We start from the raw sequence: 14028 nt of genomic DNA, 5'->3' as shown, positions 1-14028 counted from the left end.
TCTTTCTTACCAGAAAGCTTTTGTTTCGTGATTCACATCATTATAACCACTTAATTTATAGGTATGGTTACCGATAGCGTAATCATCTCCATAATAAATGCTTGTGTTGGCCGCTGTAGCACTTACAAAGGATGATTTTTTTGCACTATTACTTTTCGTATTTACTAATGAGCCATCGCCATTGAAAGTTCTTGCTTTTGCATAAACATAGTCTTCGGTCGTAGTTGATTTCGATTTAGCAACTGCATATGGGTTACCAAAAAAGGGAGTATATACGCTAATGTTAGAGTCATTCTTAGGTGCAGCTGCAACAGTCAAACTAGGAACACTAGATGTTTTTGTTGATTGAATTGTATCAAAGTCAACTAAAACGGGCTGCTTGTCTACAGCATCGACCTCTGAAGCACTTGCGTTATTAGTAAAACCAAAACCTAAAACCGCTAACCCTAAAGTTGTCACCGATAAAGATTTTTTCATATTCACTAATTTTCCCACCTTTTTAAATTTTTGAGTTCGAACTCAATTCATACAATATATGAAAATTTCGAAACTCTCAATGGTTTATCCCATACTTAACTTTTCTTTTACTTTCGATTCAACATGTCTTCATTTGCAAAAAAGCGAATATATCTTCTAATGCTTAGCCAGCAAGGGATACAGGTTTAACTTTATGAAATTCGTGTAAATTTAAATCTATTCATGTCAGAATCTCTGTTATTTTTAAGTTCATATGGGAACCTTATTAAGAAAAGGATGGTAACAAAAATGACAATCGATCGAATTTGTACAATTGGACCCGCAAGTAATAATAAAGAAACGTTAGCGCAGTTAATAAAGAATGGTATGAAAATTGTTCGACTGAATTTATCGCATGGCACGCATGAAAGTCATAAAGACATCATTCGTTTAGTGAAATCATTAGATGACTCTATTAAATTTTTGGGTGATGTACAAGGACCTAAAATAAGATTAGGTGAAGTGAAGGGAGGGCAAATTACACTTCAGGCAGGAGATTCTTTTATTTTACATACAGAACCAGTTACAGGGAGTAATACAGAAGCGAGTGTTGATTATGAAGGAATACCGAATGATGTGAAAGTAGGCAGTAGAATTTTAATTAATGATGGAGAAGTTGAATTAATTGTTGAAAAGATAAGTACGGACAAAATAGAAACGAAGGTAAAAACAGGTGGCAATATCTCATCTCATAAAGGAGTTAATTTACCAGATGCGGCTGTTCGTTTACCAGCTATTACAGAGAAAGATAAAAAAGATATTCAGTTTCTTTTAGAGGAGAATGTTGATTTTATCGCGTGTTCTTTCGTAAGAAAACCTAGTCATATAAAAGAAATACGAGAATTTATACAACAGTATAAAGAAACGTCACCTAATGTAATTGCAAAAATAGAAACGATGGAAGCAATCGAGAATTTTCAAGATATATGTAAAGAAGCAGATGGAATTATGATTGCAAGGGGCGATTTAGGAGTAGAGTTACCGTATCAATGCATTCCGCTTTTACAGAAAATGATGATTCAGGAATGTAATCGAACGAATACATATGTCATTACAGCAACACAAATGCTTCAATCTATGGTAGATCATTCTATTCCAACAAGGGCAGAGGTGACTGATGTGTTTCAAGCTGTACTGGACGGGACGAATGCAGTTATGCTTTCAGCTGAAAGTGCATCAGGAGAACATCCAATCGAAAGTGTGAGAACATTACGTCTCGTTTCAGAATTTGCGGAGCATGTTAAAAAAGATGGACCTTTTGCGATGAAAGATGTACTGGAGTTACTGCATAAATCACTGAATGAGTGATGAATAAAAACACGAGGGCGGATATGCATCCGCCCTCGTGTTTTTCATTCATACTATTCTTGCTCTTGCTCATCCAAAATCTTTTCAAACGCAGCAGATACTTTATCAAACTCTTCATCATTTTCAATGTATGAAAACTCATTATCTTCTTCTACTTTTAAAAAGAAAATATCAATGTCTTCCTCAGTTTCTGTTTGGATATCTTCAACAAAGGCAACTGCAATATATTCTGCACCTTCGACATCCATCGCTCCAAGTACTTCTACTTCTTGCTCTTCGTTATTCTCATCACTAAGAGTAAACACTTCGCCAACTTCAATATCAGACATATTCATTCTCCTCCTGTTCGACTCTAAAAATAGAGCACTCAAACTGTATACATACTAACATATCTTTCCATGAAAAACCAAATTCATACATAAGAAAAACGACTAATAGTTCTTTAGTATAAGTATCCAGCTATTAGGAGCATTATTTGTGTGTGCTATATTACTTAATCCATTCAACAATTGTATCCATAGTCTGTCTTGTTTTATCACGTTTTGGATCTTCTTTACGGTAACCAAAGGCAACCATAACTGATACTTCAAGATTATCGCCTTGTATAATGCCTTCTTGACGAAGTAAGGAGTCTACTTTCTCTTTATCGAATCCTTCTATCGGACAAGAATCAATGCCGATTTGAGCTGCGCTCGTCATCATATTACCTAAAGCAATATAAGTTTGTTTAGATGCCCAATCAAATACAGTACGATCGGATTGTAATAAGTTAAAATCTGTTTCCTGGAACTTTTTGAAGAATTCATATCTAATTTTTTGAGTGTCTTCAGGCAATCCAATAATATCGTTCATCATATATTTAATATACTCTGCATCATAATGCATATCTTTAATGTTTCTTGAAAGAACAATGACGAAATGGCTTGCTGTTGCAAGTTGCCCACCAGCGCCCCATGAATACGGTTGTAGTTTTTCTCTTAATTCTTTATTTTGTACGACAATAAATTTCCAAGGTTCATATCCAAAAGAAGAAGGAGATAATCTGCCTGTTTCTAAAATGAATTTAAAATCCTCTTCTGAAATTTTGTGCATAGGATCGAACTCTTTACATGCATGTCTGAAATGAAAAGCCTCCATAATTTTCTCTTTTGTAATTTCGTTTGTATTTGTCATAAAAGTTCCTCTTTTCGTTAATTTATTTTGTAAGTAAATTATATTTTTAAAGTAACATAGATACAAGTACGCACATTTATGTGGTATAGTATCAAAAAAGATACTAATGTTAAGGGAAGGGATTTATTATGGATTGTCCAAACGAAAATAATATAAATTACCCATTTTTAAATAAATATTCTTGTCCAGTTGAAGCGATGGTAGAGGTGATTGGTGGAAAATGGAAAGGTGTTATTTTGTATCATTTATTAGATGGGAAAAAGAGGTTTAATGAATTAAAAAGATTAAAACCTAATATCACACAAAGAATGTTAACACTTCAGCTGAGAGAACTTGAAGCTGATGGCATTATACATCGTGAAGTATACCGTGAAGTGCCACCTAAAGTTGAATATTCGTTAACTGAGCTTGGTGAATCACTACGTCCAGTGATTCTATTAATGATGGAATGGGCAACTCATAATATGGAGAAAGTTTTGGAGAGTAGGAACACGAAAAATAATAGTTAAGAGTTGAAATTGTTATAGAAGAAATAATTGTAGAAATAAAAGGTGTTTTCATACGTGAAAACACCTTTTATTTTTAAATTTTTTTACTTTTTAACTTCAACTGCTGAAGTTGGAAAATTATTTAAGTTTGCAATTTGACCATACCAATCAGCGTGTTTAAAAACAACACCTTTTCCATATCCGTCCGTTGAAGTACGTTCCCATAGCGTTGTTGAATAGCTAGCAGTGGGGGATGCTGTACGTACAGAAACAATTTGATTTTGCCAACTAGCAGACAAGTTTTTATAACCGCTACTTAGAGAAAAATACTCGCTACCTTGATTTGTGTGTTTATAGAAGTCTGTACTACCAGGTCCGCTTCCACCAACACCAAGGGGAGTGATTGAATTATTCAACCTTTGTTTATCTTTTTCAATAAAAGACTCTAAACTTTCTTTGCTCGAAAATCCATAAGATAACCAGTCTCCATTTTGATTTTGTTTCGGTAGAACTAATGTTATTTTTATGTCTTCCTTTGATGGAGCACTCAATTTGTTAAACGAATCAACAGTCTTTTCATCTACAGTTACATATTCGAAAGAGGAAATCGAATAATCCTTTTCGGTACTAGCTGATACTAATCCCACTCCTCCAGTTAACGACGAAACAGTTAATAATGCACCTGCTATCAACTTTTTAAGCATGGATTCATCTCCTTAAAACTTAGATTTTTTACATAACTAAAATGTATGTTAATTTGAATGTTTTATAAATATTTAGAAATTTATAAAAATTAAACAGAATATTCTTTTATTATTCTGGAGTAAGGAAAGTAATTAAAAATGAAAAAAGGTTTACTTAAAAAGTAAATCCTTTTTGCTGACCTATTTCAAAACTCTATGGATTAAAGTTTCATTTCATCCATCTATGAATCATAAAATTCTTTTGCATTCATAGAAGCAGCATCTAATAAAAGGAAAATGGCTGCTATAATATGTAGAAGAATTTCTATATAAGGAAAGAAGGCAACTAGAGTAATGATAATACCTATATAATTAGCGTACGTATTCATGGCTCCCTTTTTAGCTAATAAAAAAGTAGTGATATGTAAAGCAATCAATAGTAGTAAAGGTATCTCATATAGGTTAACAAGTCCCCGAAATAAATAATAACAAGGAAGTAATAAAAGGTGAGAGGCCCCTGTGGTCCACTTTAGTTCTTGTATGTAGACTTTCAAAATAAATCCTCTTAAAATAATTAATATCTATATATCACCAAAAATAATAGGTAATTGGATATTATATATTTTTAGTTTTAAGTAGCTTGTAATTATTTTATGTAAACTAATTATTGATTATCTATAAAATAGAAAAACCACCCAAACGAGGGTGGTTCGTATTATAAATAACTACTTAAAGAAGAAAGGGTGACATTCACCTCACTACCTTCCTTCATATTTCTTAGCATAACGGTTTCTGTACTAAGTTCTTCTTCACCAATAATAAGCACATAAGGGATATTCTCTTTATTGGCATAATTAAGGGCGCGTTTTAATTTGCGTCCTGCTAGTTCAAGTTCGACTTTTAAGGAAGTGGTGGAACGTAATTGCTGGGCAATTTGTAAGCATTGTAATTCTGTCCCGAGCGGGATGATAAATAGATCCGCTGTAGATGAGATTGTTTCTTTCTGCGATAGTGCTGTATAAATAACGTCTAAACCGAATGAAATACCGACTGTTGGATAGTTCATATTATCACCACGGAATGCTCCGATAATGTTATCGTAACGACCGCCGCTACCGATGCTGGATGTAATCGATCCATCTTTTAAAAAGATTTCATATACGGTGCCAGTATACATTGTGAGTCCTCTTGCTAAAAACGGATTGAATATCGTATTTTCATTTATTCCGAGAGCGATTAAATATTGCTGTAATTGTTGTAATTCGTTTACGCCATCGGCAACGAGTTGGTTATTGAAAGTTTCTTTAAAGTCAGCAATTGTAAGCTTTAGACAAGATAATACAGTATTACATATCGTATCAGCCATTTCTTCAGAAATTCCGCGCTCTAATACATCTTTTCGTACACCATCAATCCCAATCTTTTCAATTTTGTCTAATGATAAAATTACGTCACTTGTTAACTCAGTAGGGATGTTAATGGCCTGAAGAATACCATTTAACAATTTTCGGTTATTATATTGGATCGTTATCTCTAAGTTTAACGTTCGGAACAGCTCAAACGCCATGCTCATGAGTTCCGCTTCAGCCATGACTGATTCTACACCGACAATATCAACGTCGCATTGTATAAATTCACGAAATCTTCCTTGTTTAATTGGCCCATCTCGAAATACTTTCCCAATTTCATAACGTTTAAAAGGGAGGCGGATGTTCTGGTTCATTGCCACGACTTTTGCGAATGGAATAGTTAAATCGTATCGTAAGGCGAGCTCACGTTTTCCTTATATTTCTTTTAATATTTCATCACCACCGCCGTACTTGTAAGACATAACCTCATACATATTTAACGTCGGCGTTTCTAAAGATTTGCATCCGTATCGTTCAAACGTATCTTCACAAGCTCTTTTAATTTTATTTCGCAGCACTTGCTCCTCTGGTAAATAGTCTTTCGTTCCTTTTACATTTCTCATTTCCATTGTAATCACTCCTTTTTTAAATTAAAAAAAGCTATGCAGGTATAAAAATACCCACATAGCTTTATGAACGCTTCGTGGGTCAACAGGAAAAGCCCTGTACCCACGAAGAAAAATTTTTCTTCGGATACACGGCGTTACGTATGATGATGAAGTTGGAAAGAAGTATTAAAATTTCGCATTACAAATCTCTCCTTAACATAAGTTTTTCCAAATTATATCAGATGATTTTTGAATTATCAATATTTTTAGTTTTGAAAAATACGTGAAGTTATGTAGGAGAAATGGAAAAGGGTGTATAATAAAGGAAAACTTAATGATATGAAATAAAGTTTTAAGGAGAACGTTATGAAAAAAGATAAAACAAATGCGATGCGAATATTAGATAAAGAAAAAATTGAATATTCGATGATGTCATATGATCCAGACGATGGGAAAATTGATGGCGTATCAGTAGCCGAGAAAATTGGACGAGAAGTGAGAGAAGTATATAAAACGTTAATCGCTCAAGGGAATAGTAAAAATTATCATGTGTTTATTATTCCGGTAGATGAGGAACTAAATTTAAAAGCTGCCGCAAAAGCAGTAAGTGAAAAGAAAATTGAAATGATTCCCGTTAAAGATATTACGAAAGTGTCAGGATATATTCGCGGTGGGTGTTCGCCAGTCGGAATGAAAAAGCTATTTTCTACATGTATTGATGAAAGTGCTCAATCACTTAATACGATTATTGTAAGTGGAGGGAAAATCGGTATACAAATTGAGCTTAAAGTAGATGACTTGGCGAAAGTGACGAGAGCGCAGTTTGGTGAAATTACGAAATAATGATACATAGGAAAAGAAGTTCTAGTTTTATCCCGCTATTTGCCGGGCAGTAAGACCCTCACCTCAAAATTCAGCGGAAGCAAAGAAATTAGGTGGGGATCAACTGCCCGTAAAAGCCCGATTGGTGAGGGCTGATTAAAGTTTCACTTTATTGAATTTAGATAATAATTTATAGGATAGTTAGTCCATTATGGGGCTGATTGTCCTTTTTTATTTACAAACTGGATAAAGATTGAATGTTTAGTTTGATATAGGCATGTAATCTGAATTGTTTGTTTGGCTTTGGGAGAAGGTAAATCCTCGATGTAAGAACTTGAAATAAACAAGCAGAGTTTATTTCTTAAAGATAGACAAAAAACCGGAGAGTGTTTTAATAAGGGGTCAAGAAATATCCATAAGAAAGCACAAATTGGGGGATGCCAGTATTTTTGAAAAAACACGCTAATAGTATGCAAGATTTTATACAGTTTTTTGGCTAATCCAGTAACAAACAAGAGCACTAAAACCGCGTTAGGATAGGAATGTATAGATTCATAGAACTAAAAAAGAAGTTTCACTTGTGAAAGCAGGGTTCTCCTTTTTCATTGCTACTGATAATGAGACGTTATGTTAACTAATTTTGAATATCGTATACAGACTAAAAACAGAGAAAACTTCCTGTTGTGTAGGGTATTTTTTCTGTTTTTTTGATGATAGTTGTTAACTAATGTCTCACATTTCAAAAAAACAACTTTTTTGTTTGCTTGTCCACACCATTTCACCTCTTTGTGAATTTTATAGTGTTAAAGGAGGTGAAAAGAATGAATGAAGATATTATTTCAATTGGAGCAAATTGTATAGTGAGAATTAGAAACAGATTCTTTCTTTTAGTAGAAATTGAAGTGGAAGTTGGAAATGTAGCCATAGAGGAATTTGTTTTTATTCGAATATCTGAGCAAGAAGCTAGAACATTGTTAGCAGGGGGTATTCAACGTTGTACTATTTCCAATTGTATTCCTAGGTCTAATGATGATTTAGAAGTAGAATTCATTTGTGTTTTAATCGTAGGTGGGGAAGCATTTGCGGTTTTTGATGTAGAAGACGATGTTGATGAAGCTGTACTTGTTCCAATTTCATTAAGAGAAGCCGAGCGTTTAATCTGTAGAGGAGCAAGACGATGTACAGTTATTAATAGATAAGAGTAAGCCTTTTGGGTACTAAAGAGGTTTCATTTTGTGTGGCTTCTTGTAAGAATATGATTATGGAAATATGTATATCCTCCAGAGTACTTAACTGGAGGATGTTTTTTAGACTTCTAGATGTATTAACTACTGATAATAAGACGTTATATTAATTTGGTTTGGATATTGTATACATCGTCTTTTCTTCAACTAAGAGTGCAGATTCATACAGTAAAAATTACTTTTTTAACTATAAAATAAGAAGAAATGAACCTATATTACTACTGATAGAGCTATGTTATAATGAAAATAAGGGTTTTATCCTTATTTTCATTATATAGGAGAGTGTTTAACATGATTATCAAGTTCATTCGTTTACGTTAATTTTAAACACAATTCGTTATGCCTGACTATTTTTTTCAAAATGTGTGGGTTTATTTGGTTGTGTCTTTTTTTATTAACTAAATACGAATGAAATGAGGAGTTAATCATGACTGAACAGATTATTAAAATTAATAAAATTGATATATGTACAGAGAGCTTTGGTAATTCAGCAGATCCAGCAGTCTTACTAATTATGGGAGCCATGTGTTCAATGGTTTATTGGGATGAAGAATTTTGTCAACAATTAGCTGATACGGGCCGATATGTTATTCGTTATGATAATAGAGATGTCGGACGGTCAACTACTTATGAACCGGGGAGTTCCCACTATACTGTGGTAGATATGGCTGATGATGCGATTGGGGTACTCGATGCATATCATATTGACGAAGCACATATTGTTGGAATGTCATTAGGTGGAATGATTGCTCAAATTGTAGCCTTAAGGAACCCTGAGAGAGTTATAAGTATAACTTTGATTGCATCAGGTATTTTTGGTTCTGAAGATAACGACCGAAATTTGCCTCCGATCGATGAAAAGATACTCGCTTACCATACTAATGCGGCCAAACTAAATTGGTCGGATGAAGAATCTGTTGCAAATTACTTGGTTGCAGGATCAGCATTACTTTGTGGTTCAAAGCATAAATTCGATAAGAAGAGGGCTTATAAGCAGGTAGAAAACGAAATAAAACGGGCAAATAATCTACTCAGTATGTTTAATCATTCCCTTCTTAAAGGTGAGGATTCTTATGAGGGGAGATTAAAAGAAATCAATATACCTACTTTGGTTATCCATGGTACAGAAGATACAGTGCTTTCATACGAGCATGGTCTTGCTCTTGTTAATGAAATTCCGCATGCTGTGTTATTACCCTTAGAAGGATCGGGTCACGAGATTCACTGTGACGATTGGAATCATATAATCAATGCTATTTTGAATCATACTTCAGTCCTGTAATCATTATAGAAATCGTATAAAACAAAAAATATTTGGAAAAAGGGTTACAATCGAATCTGTAACCCTTTTTCTCTATTAAAAATCAATTTTAGAACTGTTACTCATTTAAAGAATAGTAATACGCTTATTTATTGGTGTTTACTTCCAATAACGAAAATTATGTAAATAAGCTGTTCACTGGATTCTCGTAGAAAACTGTGGTGATATAAAATTTTTGATTTTGTAGCACTTCAAAATCTTAGCTAGATGCCTTTTTATTAAGTTTAATATCTATGACCTAAATATAATAGAATTTGAAGCTTCTTTTTATTTTAAATAAATTGAGTAATTAGATTATAACGTTAATACGTATGAATGAATATCATAACAATATAATGGAGGTGATGTTATATGGCTCTTACTACAGGACCAATTGAAAACGTAGGAAATCAACCTGCTAACGCAAATAAAGTTAGGGTGAAGATCCTTAACCGTACTGCGGGCCCACTTACTGGAGTAGCTAGAGTTTTTAGACTTGACGGTTCATTAGTATTAATTGAACAGGTAAACTTCAATGTGAATTCTAATGCTTCTACTTTTGCAACTCTAAGTTTAGTTCATCCTACTTTTGGACAAGCATTTGAATATGAAGTTCAAATTGTTCCTAATCAACCTGGTGGACTATATAGTGTTTATGGACTAACAGCTGAAAATGTTATTATTACTGCACAACGTGTTGTGAACGCAGAATTGACACAGTTTCTTTAATTAAAATAGATTGGTGCCTACATGGTATCCAATCTATTTTTGTGCGTATTATTCAGAGAAAGAAAGGTTTTACACAAAAATAAAGACAGTTATGGAAAAGGGAAAAGTCGAGCTATCATCTTGATTTTTATTATTTCTGTCTTAGATTGTATCTGTTTTGTGGCACGGTTTTCTTTGAATGCATTTTATTCAAACTGTTTTTTAAAGTATTTATCAAATATGCATTATTGCATAAATAAATTTAAATTTATAAGTTAATATTAAACTACTTTTAAATTGTAAAGAATATTTTAATAATCTTTATAGGAGAAGGATATTTCTTGTTAAAAGTGAAATTGTTTGGAATGTGAATAAATAAAAAGTTTAGAAGTGATACAGACTGGATAGAGTCTTGTATTAAATAAACAGAAAAGGGGTATGGGTTTCTAAAAGGTTTCGGGAGTTAGAAAGCATTTTTTAGTGAATAGCTTCAAATTATATTTTAAAGGGGAAATGGGTATATGAAGTTTCGAAATACAAAGATTGCTATGATTACACTGTCTTCATTTTTTATTTTAGGTTCTGCATCTCTATCATTCACAGATACTATACACGGTGAAGTAGCTTCTGCATCAGCACAAGAGATTATTGTGAAAAATTATGACGATACATATTATAATAACGCAATAGGAAAAACGGGGTTAGAATTAAAGAAGGAACTGCATAATATTATTGATAATCATACAAAGTTATCATACAGTGCGGTTTGGGAAGCACTAAGAGATACTGATGAAGATCCAAATAATAAAAATAATGTGATACTCTTATATACTGGTCGTTCGCAAGGGAAACTTACGAATGGATCAGGAGTAAATAACTGGAACCGAGAGCATGTTTGGGCAAAATCTCACGGTGACTTTGGAACGACTGCAGGACCTGGAACAGATCTACATCATTTAAGAGCGACGGATGTATCTGTAAATAGTTCACGTGGAAATCTAGATTTTGATAATGGTGGTGTGAATCATTCTGAAGCGACAGAGTGTAAATATGATAGTGATTCTTGGGAACCTCGTGATAGTGTAAAAGGAGATATTGCTAGAATGCTGTTTTATATGGCTGTTCGTTACGAGGGAGACAACAGCGAAATAGATTTAGAACTGAATGAAAAAGTAAATAACAATAAAGATCCATACATGGGGAAACTATCTGTCTTATTAAAATGGAATGAACAAGACACGGTCGATGATTTAGAGCGAAAGCGTAATGAAGTGATTTTTACAAAATATCAACATAACCGCAATCCTTTTATTGATCATCCTGAATGGGTAAATAAAATCTGGAACTAAGATCTTTAAAGGTATTATATTTTGATAAAAGGGATTGATCATTATGATCAATCCCTTCTTATATTTTTACTAGAATAAATGATTTTTATAGGACTAGTGAGGGAAATAGAATAGATATTTATATGGAACGATAGTACTTATTTATCAAGTTAAGTATTTAGTAAGGTCCCCACTCAATATTCACCCCAACAATAAGAAAAACAAGTCCTATGATAAACCAAATGAGTGCAAGTGGAGCCATGAAACGAATCCATTTTCCATAAGAAATCCCGCTTGCTGCGAGAACGCCCATTAAAACACCGGAAGTTGGATTAAGGCAGTTTACTACACCCTCGCCGAGCATAACAGCCTGTACTGTAACTTGGCGTGTAATGTGCATGAAATCAGCTAATGGAGCTAATATCGGAATAAAAATAACCGATTCTCCTGTCCCGGATGAAATAAGGAAATGTAATGCAGCACTACTTACGTACATACCGATAACGCCAAATACAGGGCTTTGTCCTTCAAGAGACTGTGCGAGCTGGTTAACGATTGTATCAAGTAATTTTCCTTGTTCTAAAATGACTGAAATACAGCGAGCCATTCCGACGATTAAAGCACCATATATGAGATTTTGGCAGCCCGCTAGAAAAGTAGAAGCGATATCGTTTGCTTTCATGCCACCTATTATTCCGGCTGTAATTGCTATGAAAATAAAAGTAGCGGTCATTTCTGCGTCCGTCCAATGTAGACGAAAAGCGCCTATTAAAAATGCAATTAATGATAAAGCTGAAACGAGTAAAATTAATTTATGACGTATCGTCCAAGGAACTTCTTTTTTCTCTGCTTCTTTTTCGCTTGAAAGAGCGTTACTTGGAAACCAGTTGTCGCCAAGAATGCTTCCTTTATTCGATTTTTTCAAGCGCTTTACATACCAATTAATATAAAGGATAGTGGCAAGTAAAAAAGATATATAGATAGCTGTGCGTAAACCAATTCCCGAAAACATCGGAAGTTCTGCGATCTTTTGTGAAATGCCTAAAGGTGAGGGGGATAAAATAGTAGCGTTAAAACCAGCATAAGTGCCTAAATAAATAATTGCTACACCGACGATAGCGTCCCATTTTAATGTGCGTGCAACGATGATACCGATGGGGATAAAACCGATAACTGAATTAACGATAATGCCAGTCGTTCCAAGAATAGAAAAAAGTGCGGCGACAATACATATGAAAAGTAATTGCTGATTACGAAATTTGTTAATAACATGATAGATTAAACCGTCAAGAGCACCTGTCTTTTCAAGAATTGCAATGGCTCCACCTGTAAATAAAATTAGAAAGATAATAGGAGCAGCAAGTGTCATTCCTTTTTCAATAGCGGTAAAAAAAGAAACAAATCCTACAGGTGATTGTGGAACAGAATGATAGCTTCCCGGTATTGTCGTTGTAACGGTCCCATTTGTAACTCTTTTAAATTCTCCAGCGGGAACGAAATAAGTAGCAATGGCGCAAAGTAAGGCAATAAAAAATAGTAGTACGTACGCATCAGGCATTTTAAACTTTTGTTTACTAGGTTGTTTTTTTGCCTCAGTTTGTATTTGCATAAAATTCCTCCTTCTTCACCTTATTAATTTTAATATTCTGAATTTAATCCGTGAAATAGATTATAATAAAGGTAGCTTCTTAAGGCAATAGTTTTTGTATCCTTTTCCCGTACATACAAATTATTGCAATATTAGACAGGGAAACGATAATAAGCCAAGAATATGTTATGTAGAAAGAAAAAGGAAAAGAGGGAACAAGATGTGGAAAACTACAGATCTATGTGATGAATTTGAAAAGGAATTACAAATATGTCGCCAGTCTTTTCGGTCTTTTGGGAAGAAAGAACAATTCCACGGGAAAATTGCAACTGTAAAAGTGAAAGATGATAATGTACTAGTGAAGGAAGGATTGCAAACATTACCAGAAGGAACAGTATTAGTTGTTGATGGCGGAGCGTCTAGGAATTGTGCGTTACTTGGTGATAATTTGGCAGCTATTGCGGAAGAAAGAAAGCTAGCAGGAATTATTGTGAATGGGTATGTTCGTGATTCTAGTGAACTAAAGAATATTAATATTGGTATTTTAGCGTTAGGGACAATGCCAAATAGAAGTGTGAAAGAAGGAAAAGGAGAACGAAATATTTCATTGCATTTTGGACAAGTGGATTGGAATCCAAATGAATATGTTTATGCGGATGAAGATGGCGTCATTATTAGTGAAAAGAGTTTACATAGTTAAGAGTTAATAAGTTATTATTCTTAGAAAATAAATCCGATAAAGCATGGACAAAATTCTTTGTCAATAGTAAAATAATACAGAAATTTAAAATTTACAGAATGTATAGGTTTATCGTTTTACGATAACTTAAATGGAAGTAAGTTGTGCCAAGAAAAGTGAATGTTATCACAATGATACGTTCATAAACAAAATTATTTTTCCTATACAAATATA

General features: G+C 33.7%; 14 protein-coding genes and 1 pseudogene. 8 read left to right on the top strand and 7 right to left on the bottom strand.

Going from position 1 to position 14028, the window contains the following annotated elements:
* Positions 1-6: 6 nt before the first annotated feature.
* Positions 7-483: a hypothetical protein gene (locus MHB52_RS16955; protein WP_061663342.1), complete on the bottom strand. Its 477-nt coding sequence runs from the start codon at positions 481-483 to the stop codon at positions 7-9.
* A 282-nt stretch (positions 484-765) separates the two neighbouring features.
* Here MHB52_RS16955 and MHB52_RS16950 point away from each other — a divergent pair, with 282 nt between their 5' ends.
* On the top strand, positions 766-1824 hold the full coding sequence (locus tag MHB52_RS16950) for a pyruvate kinase (protein WP_061663344.1): 1059 nt from the start codon (positions 766-768) through the stop codon (positions 1822-1824).
* 53 nt (positions 1825-1877) lie between these two features.
* Here MHB52_RS16950 and MHB52_RS16945 read toward each other — a convergent pair whose 3' ends face one another.
* A complete protein-coding gene (locus MHB52_RS16945; RefSeq protein WP_002005464.1) occupies positions 1878-2159 on the bottom strand; it encodes a DUF1292 domain-containing protein in 282 nt (93 codons plus the stop codon).
* A gap of 154 nt (positions 2160-2313) precedes the next feature.
* The gene (locus MHB52_RS16940) at positions 2314-2997 is read right to left on the bottom strand and encodes an NAD(P)H-dependent oxidoreductase (protein ID WP_000185718.1); all 684 of its coding nucleotides are present in this window, start codon (positions 2995-2997) and stop codon (positions 2314-2316) included.
* Between the two features lie 128 nt (positions 2998-3125).
* On the opposite strand from MHB52_RS16940, the gene MHB52_RS16935 reads away from it, so the two are divergent.
* Positions 3126-3506, top strand: coding sequence for a winged helix-turn-helix transcriptional regulator (locus MHB52_RS16935; protein WP_000340574.1), 381 nt, complete (start codon positions 3126-3128; stop codon positions 3504-3506).
* A gap of 83 nt (positions 3507-3589) precedes the next feature.
* Here the strand turns inward: MHB52_RS16935 and MHB52_RS16930 are convergent, their stop codons facing one another.
* The 3 genes and pseudogenes from MHB52_RS16930 to MHB52_RS16920 form a co-directional block, all read right to left on the bottom strand.
* Positions 3590-4189 (bottom strand): hypothetical protein, encoded by a 600-nt coding sequence (locus tag MHB52_RS16930; protein WP_000914243.1) that lies wholly within the window; start codon positions 4187-4189, stop codon positions 3590-3592.
* A 221-nt stretch (positions 4190-4410) separates the two neighbouring features.
* On the bottom strand, positions 4411-4722 hold the full coding sequence (locus tag MHB52_RS16925) for a hypothetical protein (RefSeq protein WP_016118314.1): 312 nt from the start codon (positions 4720-4722) through the stop codon (positions 4411-4413).
* Between the two features lie 161 nt (positions 4723-4883).
* Positions 4884-6146 (bottom strand): annotated as a pseudogene (locus MHB52_RS16920) (histidine--tRNA ligase).
* Positions 6147-6491: 345 nt separating this feature from the next.
* On the opposite strand from MHB52_RS16920, the gene ybaK reads away from it, so the two are divergent.
* The 5 genes from ybaK (at position 6492) to MHB52_RS16895 (ending at position 11548) form a co-directional block, all read left to right on the top strand.
* Positions 6492-6968: a Cys-tRNA(Pro) deacylase gene (gene ybaK / locus MHB52_RS16915; RefSeq protein ID WP_000710862.1), complete on the top strand. Its 477-nt coding sequence runs from the start codon at positions 6492-6494 to the stop codon at positions 6966-6968.
* Between the two features lie 800 nt (positions 6969-7768).
* The gene (locus MHB52_RS16910) at positions 7769-8146 is read left to right on the top strand and encodes a hypothetical protein (RefSeq protein ID WP_016118312.1); all 378 of its coding nucleotides are present in this window, start codon (positions 7769-7771) and stop codon (positions 8144-8146) included.
* Positions 8147-8618: 472 nt separating this feature from the next.
* Positions 8619-9473 carry an alpha/beta fold hydrolase gene (locus MHB52_RS16905; RefSeq protein WP_016118311.1) on the top strand — a complete coding sequence of 285 codons (855 nt, stop codon included), beginning with the start codon at positions 8619-8621 and terminating at the stop codon, positions 9471-9473.
* A gap of 390 nt (positions 9474-9863) precedes the next feature.
* On the top strand, positions 9864-10220 hold the full coding sequence (locus tag MHB52_RS16900; protein ID WP_001229417.1) for a hypothetical protein: 357 nt from the start codon (positions 9864-9866) through the stop codon (positions 10218-10220).
* Positions 10221-10720: 500 nt separating this feature from the next.
* Complete coding sequence (locus MHB52_RS16895; RefSeq protein ID WP_061663346.1) at positions 10721-11548, top strand: endonuclease I family protein; 828 nt, start codon at positions 10721-10723, stop codon at positions 11546-11548.
* 157 nt (positions 11549-11705) lie between these two features.
* Here the strand turns inward: MHB52_RS16895 and MHB52_RS16890 are convergent, their stop codons facing one another.
* Complete coding sequence (locus MHB52_RS16890) at positions 11706-13136, bottom strand: YfcC family protein (protein ID WP_001166973.1); 1431 nt, start codon at positions 13134-13136, stop codon at positions 11706-11708.
* Between the two features lie 199 nt (positions 13137-13335).
* Here MHB52_RS16890 and rraA point away from each other — a divergent pair, with 199 nt between their 5' ends.
* Positions 13336-13815 carry a ribonuclease E activity regulator RraA gene (rraA, locus tag MHB52_RS16885; RefSeq protein WP_000266033.1) on the top strand — a complete coding sequence of 160 codons (480 nt, stop codon included), beginning with the start codon at positions 13336-13338 and terminating at the stop codon, positions 13813-13815.
* Positions 13816-14028: the final 213 nt, after the last annotated feature.

It is taken from the genome of Bacillus sp. FSL K6-0073, from assembly GCF_038006085.1.
Taxonomy (GTDB): Bacteria; Bacillota; Bacilli; order Bacillales; family Bacillaceae_G; genus Bacillus_A; species Bacillus_A cereus.
The sequence above is the reverse complement of the archived record's forward strand: the minus strand, read 5'-3'. Positions and strand labels throughout refer to the sequence as shown.

Excerpts from the sequence above, each read along its gene's own strand:
- rraA (WP_000266033.1), top strand. The coding sequence starts at position 13,336 with ATGTGGAAAACTACAGATCTATGTGATGAATTTGAAAAGGAATTACAA.
- MHB52_RS16950 (WP_061663344.1), top strand. The coding sequence starts at position 766 with ATGACAATCGATCGAATTTGTACAATTGGACCCGCAAGTAATAATAAA.
- MHB52_RS16910 (WP_016118312.1), top strand. The coding sequence starts at position 7,769 with ATGAATGAAGATATTATTTCAATTGGAGCAAATTGTATAGTGAGAATT.
- MHB52_RS16900 (WP_001229417.1), top strand. The coding sequence starts at position 9,864 with ATGGCTCTTACTACAGGACCAATTGAAAACGTAGGAAATCAACCTGCT.
- MHB52_RS16895 (WP_061663346.1), top strand. The coding sequence starts at position 10,721 with ATGAAGTTTCGAAATACAAAGATTGCTATGATTACACTGTCTTCATTT.
- ybaK (WP_000710862.1), top strand. The coding sequence starts at position 6,492 with ATGAAAAAAGATAAAACAAATGCGATGCGAATATTAGATAAAGAAAAA.
- MHB52_RS16935 (WP_000340574.1), top strand. The coding sequence starts at position 3,126 with ATGGATTGTCCAAACGAAAATAATATAAATTACCCATTTTTAAATAAA.
- MHB52_RS16905 (WP_016118311.1), top strand. The coding sequence starts at position 8,619 with ATGACTGAACAGATTATTAAAATTAATAAAATTGATATATGTACAGAG.
- MHB52_RS16930 (WP_000914243.1), bottom strand. The coding sequence starts at position 4,189 with ATGCTTAAAAAGTTGATAGCAGGTGCATTATTAACTGTTTCGTCGTTA.
- MHB52_RS16890 (WP_001166973.1), bottom strand. The coding sequence starts at position 13,136 with ATGCAAATACAAACTGAGGCAAAAAAACAACCTAGTAAACAAAAGTTT.
- MHB52_RS16940 (WP_000185718.1), bottom strand. The coding sequence starts at position 2,997 with ATGACAAATACAAACGAAATTACAAAAGAGAAAATTATGGAGGCTTTT.
- MHB52_RS16945 (WP_002005464.1), bottom strand. The coding sequence starts at position 2,159 with ATGAATATGTCTGATATTGAAGTTGGCGAAGTGTTTACTCTTAGTGAT.